A 16,617-nucleotide genomic window follows, 5' to 3' on the forward strand; every position below is an offset into this window, starting at 1 on the left:
CAACGATATGAAACAGGTTTCATGTTTTTTCTGGAAGCCTCTGTCCATGCCTTCTCCGCGCGGATCAGATCTCCGGAAATGTTCTCGGATCTTTGCCGCTTCTCGCTCCTGCTTCCAGCTCGTCGATCGCAATGATATCCGGCACATCCAGTTCAAAATGATATACATCGAAATTCTCGCGAATCCGGTTCTCGTGAACGGACTTCGGAATCGGAATCACACTGTGTTCCAGATGCCAGCGGAGCACGATCTGTGCCGGTGTTCTGCCGTACTTTTCCGCCAGACGGCGAATGGTCTCATTATCCAGATCCACAGATCGGTTGATCGGGGAATAGGCGATCGGCTGCATCTTTCTTGCACGGCACCGGAAGATCAGTTCCCGCTGTCCGTAGCTCGGGTGGCACTCCATCTCATGGATGACCGGGTACTCCCCGAATTCATCTTTGATCTCTTCCATCTGTTCCGGAAGAAAATTCGACACACCGAGAGACCGGATCTTGCCCGCACTGCGCAGATCCATCATCTTCTCATACGTCTTCAGACGGGCCGCCGTATCCTGTCCCGGCCAGTGGATCAGATACGCATCCAGATAATCGGTCCCGAGGTCTCTCCGGGTCTGATCAAACGCCTCCTCTGTCTGTCCGAACGAAGACGGCCAGATCTTGGACAGAATATAGAGATCTTCCCGGCGCACGCCCGATTCCGCCAGTCCCTTCCCGACTTCATTCTCATTGCGGTAGCGCTCGGCGGAGTCAAAATACCGGTATCCGGTTTCCGCTGCCGTGCGGACCGCCCGCACCATCTCCTCTCCGTATCCGTCATAGCACCCGAATCCGATGGTCGGAATGCTGTGTCCGTCCGATAAATCCATTCTCGCATTAATCTGTGACATAAGTATCTTCCTTTCTCTGTCTGTTTCCGTATGGTTTCGCTGACCGGTTCCGTCCGGTGTTCCCGGTATTTCAAAAAGTTTTTTCCGGTAACCACCGGCATCTCAGTATTTCAAAAGCTTTTCACAATATCCACCGGTATCCTCAGTATTTCAGGAGTTCTTCGAAAGCCGCGATCGCGTACCGGTCCGTCATTCCGGAAATGAAATCAATGATTGCCTGAACATACTGTTCCGATGTATCGAGATCTCCGTATACTTTCTCATTTCGGTACCGGAACACTTCCCGCGAGAATTCCTCCGGCACCTGATCCGGATTCACATAGTTCGAGAGGTATTTTCGAAAATTCCGGAAGAGTTCCGGGCAGTATTTCGCCTCTTTCTCCAGTTTCATCCAGGTTGCTTTTCCGTCAAACTGCTCATAGAGAGCGTCAAAAAGCTCATGAATCACCATCGCCGAATACTTGGAATACGTCCGGAACCGTTTGTGGCGGTATATGTATTCATAATTGAATTTCTTCAGTTCCGTCATCTGTCCGAAGAACCGTTCGCTGAGACAGATTCCCCGCTCCGGCGTACTGTTCTCGCAGATATCGATGATCATGTTGTGCATGATGACCGTTGTATTCAGAACCCTCTCATTATCGATCCTCGCCATGTCCTGCAGTCGCTCTTCCGCCTCGCCGTTCAGAAAGCCGAGTCTTTTGGCGTCCTCGATGTCCCGGCCGATGTAAGCCACTTTATCCGCAATTTTGACAAGACAGCCCTCCCACGTTGCCGGCTGAAACATACCCGGAGCCGTAAACTCCCGTTCCAGATCGATCAGTTCCTTCCGGGGAAAAAGGCCGTTCTCATCGACCTCTCCGCAGTGGGAAATGATCCCGTCCCGCACCGCGTAGGTGAGATCCAGATTTTTCTTATCGTTGTAGCTGTTCGCCAGAAGATCGATTTTGTCCACAAAACGAAGCCCGTTCCGTTCATGCCAGAATGCCGTCCCGAGATATTTCTGGCTCAGCTCATTCAGAATCCGTTCCCCCTGATGGCCGAACGGGGCGTGTCCGACATCATGTCCGGTCGCAATCGCCTTCGTCAGTTCCGTATTCAGGCCGAGAAACTTCGCAATCGTTCCGCTGACGGACTCGACATGGGCCACATGCTCCATCCGCGTACACACATGGTCATTGTCAATGTTATAGAAAACCTGTGTCTTATGTTTCAGCCGCCGGTAGGCAAGCGAGTGCAGCAGTCTTGTATAATCCCGCGCGAACTCCGAACGAACCTCGTCATCTCTGTGGTAGAGTCCCGTCTCTCTGCGGATCAGCGCTTCCCACTGCGCACAGCCCGGCACGGCCGCCACATCGGCAAATGCATTCTTGGACATGTCTCCCTCCTTTTTTTCTTTCAGACCGGGCCACGCATTATCCCTGGCGGTCCGCTTTCCTGTCTTCTATTATACAACGAAAAGTACGAGCCATGCGATAACCTTTCAACTCCTGACATTTCCTTTAATAATGAAAAAAATACCATGTATTTCAGCCAATCTTTGCTATAATGGAAGTCCGGTCTATCCGCTGCGCGGTCAGCATGCGGAGGTCCCGATTCTATTTTCTATATCGTTCAATATACCAGGGGAGAAACACAAACATGAACAGCACATTCCGTTATCATCTGCTTTCCGCATCCTTTTTCATCTGCGCGGCGGCATCCGCGGCAGTGATCAGCGGCTGCGGAAAATCAGATTTTCTGACCAAGGCATCCGCCCCGGCATCTTCTACGGATTCGATTTCCATCATTCCGGAAGATACGATCGGAAGCGACCTTTACCTTGATTATTCTGCCATCGCCGGAAACGAAAAGACCGACGCCTCCAGAATTGCCCTGAAAGGTCTCACCCGCGCCGAAGTCGAGGAAAGACTGCGCGGTTCCTACCGATGGGATATGCATCTGATCGATAACTCCTATGTGGATGATGCGGATGGAGAACCGGACGGAGCAGAATCCGGGAGCAATCCGGCGGAGACAGTCGTAAAACCGGCGGGCACTTCCTCCGGAAGCGCATCTTACAAGGCGGTCTCCGATCAGGGACGAAGCTATGCCGTGGAGGATCTGATCGGAAAATCCATCCGGAAACAGCTCGACGACATTTTCGAAAAAGAGGGCGGAAAGAGCACCAGCGACCACAAGGGAGACTATGTCCTGTCTCTCCCGGATTTCCGGAGCGAAGCGGAAGACGTTCTTGCGGATGTGGCAGAAAAATGGAATAAAAAAGCGACTCCGGGTGTTTTGACCGGATATGATAAGACCACCGGTCAATTCCAGTTCGGACCGGCGGTAAGAGGATATGAGCTCAATGAATCGGCAACGCGAAACGCCATCCTGTCGGCATGTGAAGCCCGCGACTTCACGGCAAACGTCGAAGCGATCGGTAAGGCCGAGGACGCTGCCGGCTCCATGGAAGATCAATACCGCATCATTGGCTCGTTTACGACTCATACAACCGCAAACAATGTCAGAAATACCAACGTCCGCCTTGCATCCGAGGCGATCAACGGTCTGATCCTGCAGCCGGGAGAGGAATTCTCTTTCAACGATGTCGTCGGCCAGCGCACCACCGCCAAGGGTTACGGTCCGGCCGGTGCCTACTCCAACGGCGAGGTCGTACAGGAAGTCGGCGGAGGTGTCTGCCAGGTTTCCACGACGCTCTACAACGCGGTATTCTACGCCGGTCTCGAGTCAACTCTCCGTTCATCCCATACCTTTGAACCGAGTTATGTCACTCCGGGCCGTGATGCCACCGTATCCTGGGGCGGACCGAACTATAAATTTAAAAATACATCCGAGTATCCGATCTGTGTTCTGGAACATTATGAAAACCGGACCGTAACCGCCGAAATCTACGGCGTGCCGGTTCTGGAAGACGGCGTGACACTGGAACTGGAATGCCAGAAAACCGGTGCCAACGCTGCGGGAAGCACATGGACGGTATATAAGATCACCAAGAAGAACGGCAACACCATCGAGAGAGTTCAGGATCATGTGAGCCGTTATAAAGCACACACGGAAGCCAATGACGCCGCTGCTGCGGCTGTAGCAGCTTCCAAAGCAGCCGCAGAGGCAGCTGCAGCCTCTCAGGCTGCGGAAGCGGCCGCAGAGGCATCCCGCGCAGCCGAAGCTGCCGAGACTGCAGCCCAGACCTCACCGGCTTCTTCCGGACCGGCCGGTCCGGCAGCCGAAGCAACCAATGCCGCACCGGCGCCGATAGCGCCGGCACCTGCGGCCGAAACCCAGGCTCCGGCCGTACCGGCTCCGGCAGGTCCGGGTCAGGGCTGATTTCTCTGATTCTCCTGTTTCTGAAGACCCGCATAACGCCGGCATACGAGATCGACAAATTCCTGCTCGATCTCGAGCCGGTGTTCATTTTTCTTCCGGATAATTCCGAATTTCAGATGTTCCACACAGTCAAGAAGCGGCACGGAGATTACCTTATACATGGAATCCTGCCCGTTGAACTCGGAAATTCCGATCGTGTAAAAATTCGTCGCGGAAATCAGACGCATCTGCCCCTGCCGGTCCGTGACATAGACAATCTTCTGTGAATCATTCAGATCCACCGGTCCCTTCATCGTCTCGATGTGATAGATAAAATCCTCATACTGGCCGATATAACGCACAAATCCATAATCTTTCAGCTGTTCGATGTGAAGTCCCTTTCTGCCGTTCTCCTGCAGCAGTTCATGCGACGAGGACAAACATACATACGGCCGAAATGCCGCAAGCGGGATAAATTCCAGTCCGCGGCTCTCGATATTTTTCTGCGTGATCTCCGCGTTCTGCGACAGGAAGTGGATCACGCCGATGCTGGACCGCCCGACGGTCACATCTTCAATGACATTCAGCGAAGAATCCTCATACAGCTTGAAGGTCATGCCCGGAACATCCTGATACCGCCGGCAGATTTCATTAAAACACTCGGATGTGTGCGAAAAGCGGGTCATGCTTACCGACAGCCGCGTCATCTCGTTGCGGGATCCCCGGATATAACTGTTCAGATTATCCATTTCTTTCAATATGATCTCGCAGTGATGGAGATAGATCTCTCCCTCGTGCGTGAGTCTGGTTCCCTGCGTTGTTCTGCGCAGAAGCGTCATTCCCGCTTCCTCCTCCAGCGAACGGATAATATGACTCAGCTGCGGCTGTGAAATGAACATTGCCTTGGCTGCCTGATTGATCGAGCCATACTTGGCAACCGCCACAAAATACCGGATATTGTTTGCATCCATTTCGGTTCCCCCATTTCAATCTCTCTTCGGATGACTTATCTGTACCTTTGTACATTTCTTCCCGAATATCATACATGATTTGATCCTGTTTTTGTGAGATTATTGACATCTTGGTTATTTGCGATACGGATAACCGTTATCTGTCGGAAATATTATACAGATGCCGGACTGGATGATATTCTTGATCTGACAGATATGGCAGAAGCGCACCCATCTTATTTCTTCTGTCCCAGGGAGGTTATCGTATGGATGAAACGTTAGATATTCAGACAGTTCTGGAAGCCGCCATCGCGGAAGGACGCCAGGTTCTCTATGAGGGAAAGGTTGCGGATTATATTCCGGAGCTTGCCAAGGCCGCGCCGGGAAATCTCGGCGGATGCCTCATCAAGCCGGACGGCACCGTATATGCGGCCGGTGATTATGATATCCCATTTACCATGCAGAGCATCTCGAAGACATTTTCTCTGATCCTCGCACTTCAGACGGCCGGATTCAACCGGGTCTTCAGCAAAGTCGGAATGGAGCCGACCGGAGACCGTTTTGACAGCATTCTTCAGCTCGAATTAAAAGACTGGCACCCCTTCAATCCGATGATCAACGCCGGTGCCATCGTGGTCTCCAGCTGCATTCGCGCGGAAGATCCGTTCGGGGAATTTCTGAAGCTTGTGCGCAAACTCTGTGCCAATGACTCCATCGCGATGAATGAACGTGTCTATCAATCCGAAAAACATACCGGAACACGAAACCGCGCCATCGCCTACATCCTGATGAATGACCACATTCTCGACGGCGAATGGGAGGATGTGGAGGATATTCTTGATCTCTACTTCCGGATGTGCTCCGTCATGGTCACGGCAAAAGATCTCGCGCACTATGCCATGGTTCTGGCAAATGACGGCGTCGATCCGACGACCGGCGAACAGATCGTTACCCCCGATATTGTCCGCGTCGTCAAGACACTGATGCTCCTGTGCGGTATGTATGACGAGTCCGGCGAGTACGCGGTGAAAGTCGGTCTCCCGTCCAAGTCCGGCGTCGGCGGCGGAATCTGCGCAGTCGCGCCGAACGGCATGGGAATCGGTGTCTTCGGGCCGAAACTCAACAAGAAGGGCAACAGCGTCGGCGGAGAAAAAGTGATTCAGTATCTCTCCTCTCACCTCGGCCTCCATATGCTCTCCGACGGAAAACCGTATAAGAGCATTGCATTCTGAGCCTGATCCGAAGTCCTCACCGGGAAATGTCAGTTTTTGCACCCGGAGCCGCCCTCATAACATTCCGGCTCAGACGGAGGAGTCTCCTCATAGAAAGCAGTATGCGGATGAGCGATTCCTCCGTCTGAGTTGACAGAGTATAGTATACTAATTACACGAGACATCATCTGTTTCGATGTTTTCTCTCGTGATCGCGGCAGTAGCCCTGCGCAGGCCCGGACACGGGCTTTGCCCCTATGTTCGCGATGATCGGCGGGTACGGACCCGATATCCGCTTCCGCTGAAACAGAAAACTACACTCTGAATCCGGGAGGTCAATGACATGAGTTTATCCGATATTTTTAAATCCAAAGAAGAAAAGGCCGCGGCAGCCGCAAAAAGACCGATCAAGGGCACGGATATCGTCGGTGATATCCTGAAGGCACACGAAGGTGCCGCTGCGCTTCTCATGCAGTGCGGCATGGGCTGCATCAGCTGCCCGTCTTCTCTCACCGAGTCGCTGAACGATGCGTGCATGGTTCACGGCATGAACGCCGATGAAGTGGTGGACTATCTGAACGGTGAGCTGGAACTGGAAGCAGAAAACGAATAAACAGAATATGACATTTTAAAAACAGCAGGACTGCCGGTTCCCTTTGAATCGGCAGTCCTGTTGGTTTCTTATTAGAGGAGCACTTAGCGACGCCTATTTCACCTGGCAACTGTGCTGCCTTAGTGAAATAGCGTGCCGCGGCCATGGCGGCTGCCGCGAAACGCTCGAAACTCGCGGATCGTGTTTCGACCCGTTCCCGGAATCTCCGGTTCGGGCACTCCGCCCTACTCCTGAAGAAGCTCCAGCAGATCTTCCCTCGTGAGCGATGCCGAACCGGCACCTTCCGCCCCGAGAATGTCTTCCGCAAGCTTTTTCTTTGCCTCCTGCATCTCGAGGATTTTCTCCTCAACCGTTCCCTTCACGATCATCTTATACACGGTGACCTTTCGTTTCTGGCCGATCCGGTGTGCTCGTCCCGTCGCCTGGTCCTCGCGCGCAAGATTCCACCACGGATCATAGTGAATCACGACATCCGCGCCGGTCAGATTCAGACCGGTCCCTCCTGCGCCAAGCGAGATCAGAAAGACCGGAACATCCCCCGCATTAAACCGGTTTACCAGGCGAAGCCGTTCCTCCGACGGGGTTCGCCCGTCCAGCCGGTAATAGGCGATCTTTTCTTCCCGGAGACTTTCTTCCAACAGCTCCATCATCGAAGTGAACTGCGAGAATACCAGAATGCGGTGTTCTCCGTCGATCGCGCTCCGGATCAGGTCCATGCACGCCTCGCGCTTTACGGAGCCGCCGCGGTAATTCTCCAGATACATCCCCGGATCGCAGCAGATTTCCCGGAGGCGGAGCAGTTCTGCCAGAATCTGCATCCGGTTCCGGTTGAATTCCTCTTTGCTGTCGGAAGTGCGCAGAATGGATCGCATGTGGGCCGTCTGCGCATCGTAAAGCTTCTTCTGTTCCCCGCTCATCACCGAATAGCGGACCTCCTCCAGTTTTTCCGGAAGATCCGTCAGCACATCTTTCTTGAAACGGCGGAGAATAAAAGGCGAAACCATGCGGCTCAGATGCTCGCTTACCGCAGTGTCCCCCTCCTTCACCACCGGAAGTTCAATCTGACGGCGGAAATCTTCATACCGGAACAGAAATCCCGGCATCAGATAGTCGAAGATGCTCCAGAGTTCGCTCAGCCGGTTTTCGATCGGTGTTCCGGTCAACGCGAACCGGCTCCGGCTGTGAATCAGCTTGACCGCCTTGGCGGCTGCCGTCGTGTGATTTTTGATATACTGCGCCTCATCGATGACCTCATAGTCAAACTCGATCCCCTCATATTCCGCGGCGTCGCGCTTTAAGAGGTCATACGACGTAACCAGTACATCATAGTCTTTTGCAGAACGGATTCTCTCCGCCCGCTCGGCCTGACTGCCCGTAACCAGCTGGACCCTCAGATTCGGAGCAAACTTCTCCAGTTCCTCTCCCCAGTTGTATACAAGGGAAGCCGGCGTCACGATGAGCGCGATCACCGGCGGGGAATCCGCGGAAGGAGCCGACATATTTTCTTCCCGTTTTGCCTCAATCAGCGCGATGGTCTGAAGCGTCTTGCCGAGTCCCATCTCATCGGCCAGAATCCCGCCGAATCCGTACTGTGCAAGGGTCCGCATCCAGCGGTATCCGGTCTTCTGATATTTCCGGAGGACGCCCTTCATCGCCTGCGGCACCTCAAAATCCGCGTCACTGACCGTCTTGAACTCTTTTACCAGCGTTTTAAACCGGCGGTCGCGGTCCGCATACAGACCTTCGACATTTTCCAGCATGCGGTCCAGATAGAGCGTGCGGTAGGCCGGAATATTCATCTTTCCGTCCACAAATTCCCGCGGCGACAGATGAAGGGATTCCATCATCTTCTCCAGTTCCGCGATGTTTTCCTGATCCAGATTCACGAAATCCCCGCTCTTTAAGCGGTAGAATTTCTTTTTCCGGTCGTAATGCGCGAGAACCTCGATCAGCTCGTCGGAGCTGAGTTCATCTCCCTGGACATGCATGGTCAGAAGGTTGCTCTGCAGAGAGACACCGACGGTAAATGTCGTCTTCCGGCGGATCGCCAGTCTCCGGAACTCATCCGTCGAGGATACCTCCCCCGCCGCGATGAGCCGGTCCACGCCCTCTTCCAGAAGAAGATAGACAAATTCCTCTTTCTTTCCGGTAGAAAACTGTGCGCCATCGTCCGTCATCTCCGGGAAATACTGCCGGAGGAGCCCGATGACGATCTGTTCCCGATCGGGGTCGCGGACCGAATCCGGATCCCATGCGGAGACCGCTTCCGCCTCATACGGGATTCCTGTGAGGGGATACTCTTTTTCCCCGTAGCAGACTTTCGCCGTGCAGACCGCGCTTTTCCCGTCGGCATCCAGATAAAAGGCAAAGGCGGCCTTCGGCGGAACGCACCGCTCCGCGGTCTCCCGGTCCGGGAACCGTACCTCCGCATGTTTCTCCAGCCATGGAAGCGTGTCATACATAAAAGAAGAAAGATTCTTTCTCCCGATCCGGAAATGGATCTCGCCGCCTTCCGCGATCCGGAGAAGCGGTTCCATTTCCCGTATCTCGTCTCCGGCGATCCGGTTCAGATGTCCCTCGTCAAAACAATAAGCGTGCTCCAGTCCGCGGTAAATCTGTGGCAGCGTGCCTTCCACGCTGAGCCCGTGAAACACGCCGTTCCCGTCGACATTTCCGGTAATATCGATCCGGACCGTCAGTTCCGCATCCCGCAGTCGGAGCATTCGTTTCCGCCCCTGGGAAATCCGCATCTCCACGCTTTTTCCGTTCATGATCTCGAAAAACCGGTCAAACCGTTCGCCGTAAAGCGGAATCGTCTCCCCCAGATCCGGAGAGATGTTCCCGGAAACGCCGAGTCTTCGCGCTTCCCGAAGTTCATCCGCCGCGCTGCGGATCATTTTCCAGAGCGGCCCGGACTCGGCCGCCAGCCGATCTTCCCCCAGAATCAGCATCGTCTTTGTACCGAACGGAAATGCGCTGCCCCGCTCCATGGCCGCGGCAAATTCCGAGAGATTTTTGATCTTATATATCTTGCTCTCACCGATGCCGAATCCGAGAAGCGGCGCATCTCCCGCCGGCTCGCCGCGAAAAAACGGCTCCAGAATCAGCGGTTTCTGCCGGGTTCCGCCGGTCAGTTCCAGATGAAGATCGGATTCCTCCGGTCCCGTTCTCAGATTTTCAATTCCGCGGAGAAGGAGTTCTCCGGATTCATCCGTCGCATCACCCGGATTGTGTTCCCGGATGTATTCCCCGAGAAGATAGAGGAGAGCCGCCTCATGTTCGCAGATCCGGTCACTGTTTGAAAGCGCGAAATACGATTCCGGACAGCTCCAGTTTCCGCATGTCATGCGCGTGATCTCATTCTGAGAGAACACAACCTCCACCTGAGCCGCCTGATGCTCGCGCACGATCTCACCGACCGCCCATGCGCTGACTTCCCCCTTGGTCAATACCGTCTGATCGTGGGATCCCAAAATCTGAAAACTCTTCCAGCGAACCGCACCGCTCTTGGCCAGTGCTTTTCCCTGATTCCAGACTGCCTGCCGAAGACGGAGCTTCCGGATCATTGCCGGATAATCAAAGAAATAGTACCGGTCGGAAAACATTTCCTCTATCCCGGTCAGCTCGCTTTCCAGAATCCGGGAGTTTTTCCAGATCGTGCTGCCGTCGGATGCGCCCGTCGTCTCCTCTTCCTGAACCATTCCCGCATCGATGGCATAGAGGAGTGCCGCCATATGCTTGCAGAAATGTCCTTTGTGCGCATACGGACAGCTGCAGCCGACCCGTTCCAGATTGCCGTTTTCAAGAAAATGTGCGCTCACCGAATAGCGTCGGCTTCCCTGCACAGTGCCCTTATATTCCGACCCGGACTGCCATACCGTTCCGACCCGTCCGTCCCGAAGATATCGCCTTCCGCGGGCGAGAATGTCGTCGTCAAAGAGATATTCCCACTTCACTGCCGTACCTCCCTGCTTGTGATCACGTCAAAGATATTCGCAATCCGCTTCACAGATTACTCATAGAATAAAGTCTTACCCTTCAGTATACTATGATGAAATCCATCTTTCAAAAAAAGTTTGTCAAAAATAGTTATTTTATTATCGATCGTTCTTGACGGAAGGAAGAAGAGTCGCTAATATATATAGGAAATTTGCAGACAGTGTGCCGGTCTCCGGTGGCTGTCTGCATAATAATGTACAGAGAAAGCCTGAATTTCCGCCGTTTTCGGAGATTCGGCCGTCTGTATCGCACATTCACAGGGGGAAAGTTTGAGAGAAAACTTTCAAACAATTGAACGATCAGATATGAGCGCAGATACAACCGGCTCATGCCTGATCCAGAAGGAGAAAAATATGAGTAATCCAAAAGTTAAGATCGGTGATGATGCCATCTTTGACGCATCCGTTCTCGGAAAACCGCGGGTACTGATCCTTGGAATCCAGCACATGTTTGCCATGTTCGGTTCCACCGTTCTGGTTCCGCTTCTGACCGGACTCAGCGTTTCCACCACACTTCTTTTTGCCGGTCTCGGAACTTTGCTGTTCCATCTGATTTCCAAAAACAAGGTTCCGGCTTTCCTCGGATCTTCATTCGCTTTTCTTGCCGGCTATATGGCCATCGCTCCAAACAAAGAACCGGATCTTCTTCCTTATGCATGTTTCGGCGTTGCGGTTTCCGGTCTCGCCTATCTCATTCTTGCAGTTTTTTTCAAAACCTTCGGTGCCAATAAGGTAATGCAGTTTTTCCCGCCGGTTGTCACCGGCCCGATCATCATTGCCATCGGACTGAATCTTTCCAAATCCGCCATTGACAGCTGTTCCACAAACTGGCCCATCGCTCTGGTTGCGATTCTGATCGTAATCTGCTGCAACATCTGGGGCCGCGGAATGGTAAAAATCATCCCGATCCTTCTGGGTGTCATCGGTTCCTACATCGTCGCGGCGCTGGCCGGTGTCATTGATTTTTCGCCGGTTGCCGACGCACCGTGGATCGGCTTCCCGGTAAACTACGGCCGCACCGTATTCGCCATCTTCACCAGGGGAAATGCGGATACCGCACTGCTGATCACTTCCATCTTCACCATTGTCCCGATTTCCTTCGCAACCATGATGGAGCACATCGGAGATATCTCCGCGATCTCCTCCACCGTAGGAATCAACTTTATCCGTGATCCGGGACTGCACAGAACCCTGATCGGAGACGGTGTCGCAACCGGACTGGCCTCTCTCTTCGGCGCTCCGGCCAATACCACCTACGGCGAGAACACCGGTGTTCTGACGCTGACCAAGGTTTACGACCCGATGGTAATCCGTCTGGCGGCATGCATCGCCATCCTGCTTTCCTTCTGCCCGAAGTTCGCGGCAGTCATCGAGATCATGCCGAGCTCCATCGTCGGCGGCATCTCACTGGTTCTCTACGGAATGATCTCCGCAGTCGGAATCCGGAATGTTGTCGAGACCAAGGTTGATTTCTCTCAGACCCGTAACGTCATCATCGCTGCGATGATCATGGTTCTCTCCATCGGAATCAACTTCTCTTCCGCCGGTGCACTCAGCTTCCCGGCCGGTGAGATCACCCTCACCTTCTCCGGTCTCGCAACCGGTTCTCTCATCGGTATCCTTCTGAACGCAATCCTTCCGGGAAAGGATTACCGCTTCGAGAACGATGCGCCGAACAAGACCGGCGTTGACCTGGAAATGGCGCAGGGTAAATCCCTCAGCAAGAAGGGAAAGAAATAATCCGGCATGACCGGTTCATCTGGAATCCCCTAATGATTCCCTGTTATAAAAAAGCCGTACCGTGGCGGTGATGATCAAATCACCTGCCCGGTACGGCTTTTTTATATTGTTATTCCGCTTTTGTATTGATCACGCTCTCCGGTGTCTCCTGCGTTCTCCTGATGCGGATTCCGTTCACTTCCACATCATCATTCAACGGAACCAGAAGATATTCCACGCCGTCGATAATCTTGGTCTGCAGAAGGCCGGTTGCCTCATTCTTCACTGAAACCTTCATCACCGCGGACTTCACCTCGATCTTGGAGGTATCGACCACATTTTCCGCCATGAGAATATCACTGTCGGAGACATTTTCATCGTAGACTGCCTTAAACTGATTGATCGTGTCCTCGTCAACCCCGTTGTCCTCAAGAATGCGGACCATGTCTCCCTTGTCCACCTGAACCGGCGACGGATCGTCCTTGGCCGCTTCGACCAGCTCGTTCACGGCATCGGTGATATTCTTGACCATCTCGAAATCACAGCCGCGGCCGAGACCTTCCTCAATCACGCGATGGAACGTATCCTGCTGCTCTTTCTCGGCAAGATCCAGTTCACAGCCGAGAAGAGACGCCGCCAGTTCCTCGTGCCGGGCATCCCCCTTGGCTGCATAATATAGAAGCTCGTGAATATCCGGCTGACGATCGTTGAAGGACGGGAAGAGGAATCCGACCGTCGGCTTCTTCACGCCGTAATCACTGCTCCGGGAGAGGAACTTCTGAATACTGCCGTCATAGCAGAGGCCCTCGTTCAGGAGCTCCACCGGACACATGCAGCAGACAAGAAAGCTGTATACATACTCCGAAGCCTCATCCAGCGCCAGACCGTCGGAGGTCTTGGCCGGGATATCATACATTCCGTGTACCAGAAGAATCAGATATTTTCCCGGATAGTCATAGGTCTCAATCACCTTCTGATAGAAATCCTCCACCAGATCGTCATCTTTCAGGCAGCTGTCCCGCAGCGCCATCAGAACCGCCTGCTTTCCGCCTGCCGCCTCTTCTTCCAGCGGAAATTCCGTATTAAAGAGATTTTTTCCGAGACGGCCGGAAAGGGTCTTGCGGAGAATCTCGCAGTACCGGTCCATCTCCTTATCTTCCAGCGCCAGGAACATTTCCTTCAGCTCAAATACTTTTTCTTTGTTCTCATTGACGTAGCAGCCTCTCATCTGATCGAGGCGGCAGTTCGTCCTGCGGATGAGTTTCTTGATCTCCGCAACCGCTTTTTTATCCATTTCCAAACTCCTTGTTCGCCCGCCGGTCTTTCCGTATACCTTCGTCTCATGCTCCCCATGATCGGGTCATCTCTGATCGATCCCTGATCACTTCCGCGCGATCACCGCATATTCAACGCAGATCGGGCACAAAAAGGCCGGCCCCGGCAAAAATGCATAAATATTCATTCTATTTGTCCGGAATTTCTGCGCCTGCCTTTACCGGCCTGCGTTTTCCATCCCTTCCAGTAGCTTATACAGAAGACGATACAGCATCTTCACCTCTTCCGGATCCAGCTTAACACAGGTGCGCATCTCTTCCGGAACATCCAGCGCTTTTTCCTGAAGCGCCTTTCCTTCCTCCGTCAGCGTTACCTGTACTTCCCGTTCATCTCCCTCGAGACGTCTTCTTGTGATGAATCCCTTTGCCTCCAGTTTCTTCAGAACCGGCGTGAGCGTTCCCGAATCCAGAAACAGCGTTTCTCCAAGCTCCTTCATCCCGATGGACTCATTCTCCCAGAGAACCATCATTGCGATGTACTGCGTATAGGTCAGGTCAATGTTTCCGAGAAACGGTTTATACTGTCTTGTGATCTCCTTTGCGCATGCATAAAGAGGAAAGCAGAGCTGATTTTCCAGTTTCAGCGCCGCATACCGATCACTCATATGAATACCTCCGTGCAATTTGATTGTGTAAAATTAGTAGAGCTATTTTATCATTTCAGGGCTCTCTTTGCAACTCGAATAAGATTTCCGTTGTCAGCCGCAGTCTCCGGCCTGGTCTCAATCCTGATCTCTATCCTAATCTCTATCCTGATCTCCACCCCCCGAAAGACCAACGGTCTGTTTAATGACCTTCCGGTATAATGACCTTCCGGTGTAATAAGCTGCGGTCTGCCGCTCCACGGCGTATCCGTCCGCGAAGATCGTTTTATGAAACAGAGTTTTACAGAGTATTTTAAAAGTATTTCTGTCACATAAAACATCCCGGAGAGCCGTCTGCTCTCCGGGATGAATCCGCATTCTGTTATGAAATGTCTTTTCTGCGATGCTGTTTCTATTTTAATAGAAGGTGTGCCCTCCGATTGTGGCTTTGGCCGGACTATGTGCTTTTGTACCGAAATACAGCGCGCCGCCGGTGTTGTCTCTTCCCTGAAGCGCCTCCAGCGCAGCCTTCCGGCACGATGCTGTCGGACCGTTTTCGAGAACATTGGAAAGACGGCCGGTCGCAACCGGCGTAAACTGACCGCTCTGGTATACAACGCCGGAAATACTGTTCGGAAAGCTCTTGCTCTTCACCCGGTTCATGATTACCGCTCCGACCGCGACTTTACCCTCATAGGATTCTCCTCCGGCCTCGCACTGGATAATGGATGCCAGAAGCTTCGCGTCCTTGGATTTCGCCAGCTCTTCCGCTTTTCTCCGTTTCTCCTCTTCCTCGGCTTTCCGCTGTTTTTCCTTCGCGGCAGCCTCTGCGGCTTTCCGGGCTTCTTCCGCAGCCCTCGAGGCAGCTTCCTGTGCCTCTTTCTGTGCGCGGATGGCGGCTTCTTCCTCCTCGATCGTCACTCCCTTACCGGTACGGTATGCGAGTTCTCCGTAATCCGCCTTGACGTATCCGGTCTGATCATTGTAATAAACCGCCCGCCAGCCTTCCTTCACCTTCTCTACGGTGGAATCGATGGTCAGCGTATCTCCTTCGGTCACCACTCCGATGATCACGGAATCTTCCGATTCCTCCGCCCGGATCCGAAGGCCTTCCCCTTCAACCCGGAAGATGGCATCGCAGTTCTTCTTTGCCCATTCCAGCGCATCCAGTCCGAAACGGCAGTACTCGTTCTTGACATACCCCTTCACGTTTCCGGATGCAACAAGTGACCACTCATCGCCTTTCTCAAGGACTTCCGCACGGTCTCCGTTGAAAATCTTTCCGACAATCTCACTGTCGGTATTCCGGTCCTTGCGGACATTGATGTACTCTTCCGCCCGCGGCATGATGTAATTCAGCCAGGACTTCTGCAACGGTGTCAGTTCCTGTTCATTCTGAGCCGTAAGCGATGTCTCCGTCGGAACCGAATCAGAATCAATGGAAATCAGATTCTCCGGCGACGTCTCCATCTCCGCAAGACGCTGCTGAAGCTCGGCACGGCGAATCGCCGCTTCCGATGCCTCTGTCGCTTCAGCCCTCCTGCGTCTGGCTGCACGGACCCCTCCCAGCGCCAGTGTGATTCCTCCAACCATGAAGACACACACGGCAGCAAGGACAGCGGCCTGCTTCCAGTTATTACGCTGTCTTCTTCTGCGTCTCATTATCGTTCTCCCCGGTCTCTGCATCGGAACGGACAACCTCTTCCGGGCTTCCGTCCGATATGCTGTGTTCGCTGTGCCCGCCGTTCCCGCACACTGACGCGGCTTCGGCGAATCACTCCCTCCATCTGACAGCAAAACCGTATCCCCACTTACCAGTCGCTGTCCTCAGCATCTTTTCAGACCGTCTTATTGGGGAAATTATAGCAACAATCCCCACTAATGTCAAATTTTCGCCATTTTGGACCGTTTTTTGCGGCTTAATTCCTTGATTTTTACCACTCGTTCACCCTTTTTCAACAAAACTACAAAAAATAACTTTTTGAACTATTCATTCATTTTGTCGGATGC

12 protein-coding genes are annotated in these 16,617 nt (G+C 53.2%); 4 read left to right on the forward strand and 8 right to left on the reverse strand.

Features of this window, described 5'->3' with window-relative positions:
* Positions 1–64 precede the first annotated feature (64 nt).
* Entirely contained in the window at positions 65–892 is an 828-nt protein-coding gene (locus BR86_RS0105535) for an aldo/keto reductase (RefSeq protein WP_031471992.1), read from the reverse strand.
* A 142-nt stretch (positions 893–1,034) separates the two neighbouring features.
* Entirely contained in the window at positions 1,035–2,270 is a 1,236-nt protein-coding gene (locus tag BR86_RS0105540; RefSeq protein ID WP_031471993.1) for a deoxyguanosinetriphosphate triphosphohydrolase family protein, read from the reverse strand.
* Positions 2,271–2,533: 263 nt separating this feature from the next.
* On the opposite strand from BR86_RS0105540, the gene BR86_RS15125 reads away from it, so the two are divergent.
* Positions 2,534–4,219 (forward strand): VanW family protein, encoded by a 1,686-nt coding sequence (locus BR86_RS15125; protein ID WP_051684607.1) that lies wholly within the window; start codon positions 2,534–2,536, stop codon positions 4,217–4,219.
* On the opposite strand, the gene BR86_RS0105550 is transcribed toward BR86_RS15125, so the two are convergent.
* A complete protein-coding gene (locus tag BR86_RS0105550; RefSeq protein WP_031471995.1) occupies positions 4,210–5,169 on the reverse strand; it encodes a LysR family transcriptional regulator in 960 nt (319 codons plus the stop codon). The genes BR86_RS15125 and BR86_RS0105550 overlap by 10 nt on opposite strands.
* Before the next feature lie 245 nt (positions 5,170–5,414).
* On the opposite strand from BR86_RS0105550, the gene glsA reads away from it, so the two are divergent.
* Positions 5,415–6,380, forward strand: coding sequence for a glutaminase A (gene glsA / locus BR86_RS0105560; RefSeq protein WP_031471996.1), 966 nt, complete (start codon positions 5,415–5,417; stop codon positions 6,378–6,380).
* 322 nt (positions 6,381–6,702) lie between these two features.
* Complete coding sequence (locus BR86_RS0105565) at positions 6,703–6,972, forward strand: DUF1858 domain-containing protein (protein ID WP_081844141.1); 270 nt, start codon at positions 6,703–6,705, stop codon at positions 6,970–6,972.
* 224 nt (positions 6,973–7,196) lie between these two features.
* Here the strand turns inward: BR86_RS0105565 and BR86_RS0105570 are convergent, their stop codons facing one another.
* Positions 7,197–10,928, reverse strand: a complete 3,732-nt coding sequence (locus tag BR86_RS0105570; RefSeq protein WP_051684608.1) for a DEAD/DEAH box helicase — start codon at positions 10,926–10,928, stop codon at positions 7,197–7,199.
* A 396-nt stretch (positions 10,929–11,324) separates the two neighbouring features.
* Here BR86_RS0105570 and BR86_RS0105575 point away from each other — a divergent pair, with 396 nt between their 5' ends.
* A complete protein-coding gene (locus tag BR86_RS0105575) occupies positions 11,325–12,710 on the forward strand; it encodes a uracil-xanthine permease family protein (RefSeq protein WP_031471999.1) in 1,386 nt (461 codons plus the stop codon).
* A 109-nt stretch (positions 12,711–12,819) separates the two neighbouring features.
* Here the strand turns inward: BR86_RS0105575 and BR86_RS0105580 are convergent, their stop codons facing one another.
* The 4 genes from BR86_RS0105580 to BR86_RS15130 form a co-directional block, all read right to left on the reverse strand.
* Positions 12,820–13,983, reverse strand: coding sequence for a DUF4317 domain-containing protein (locus BR86_RS0105580; protein ID WP_031472000.1), 1,164 nt, complete (start codon positions 13,981–13,983; stop codon positions 12,820–12,822).
* A 198-nt stretch (positions 13,984–14,181) separates the two neighbouring features.
* Positions 14,182–14,628, reverse strand: a complete 447-nt coding sequence (locus BR86_RS0105585; protein WP_031472001.1) for a MarR family winged helix-turn-helix transcriptional regulator — start codon at positions 14,626–14,628, stop codon at positions 14,182–14,184.
* Positions 14,629–14,678: 50 nt separating this feature from the next.
* Positions 14,679–14,939 (reverse strand): hypothetical protein, encoded by a 261-nt coding sequence (locus BR86_RS16050; RefSeq protein ID WP_143099319.1) that lies wholly within the window; start codon positions 14,937–14,939, stop codon positions 14,679–14,681.
* An 85-nt stretch (positions 14,940–15,024) separates the two neighbouring features.
* A complete protein-coding gene (locus BR86_RS15130) occupies positions 15,025–16,269 on the reverse strand; it encodes a cell wall hydrolase (protein ID WP_051684609.1) in 1,245 nt (414 codons plus the stop codon).
* Positions 16,270–16,617 lie beyond the last annotated feature (348 nt).

Origin of the sequence: [Clostridium] aminophilum DSM 10710 (genome assembly GCF_000711825.1) — a bacterium.
GTDB classification, from domain to species: domain Bacteria; phylum Bacillota; class Clostridia; order Lachnospirales; family Lachnospiraceae; genus Clostridium_R; species Clostridium_R aminophilum.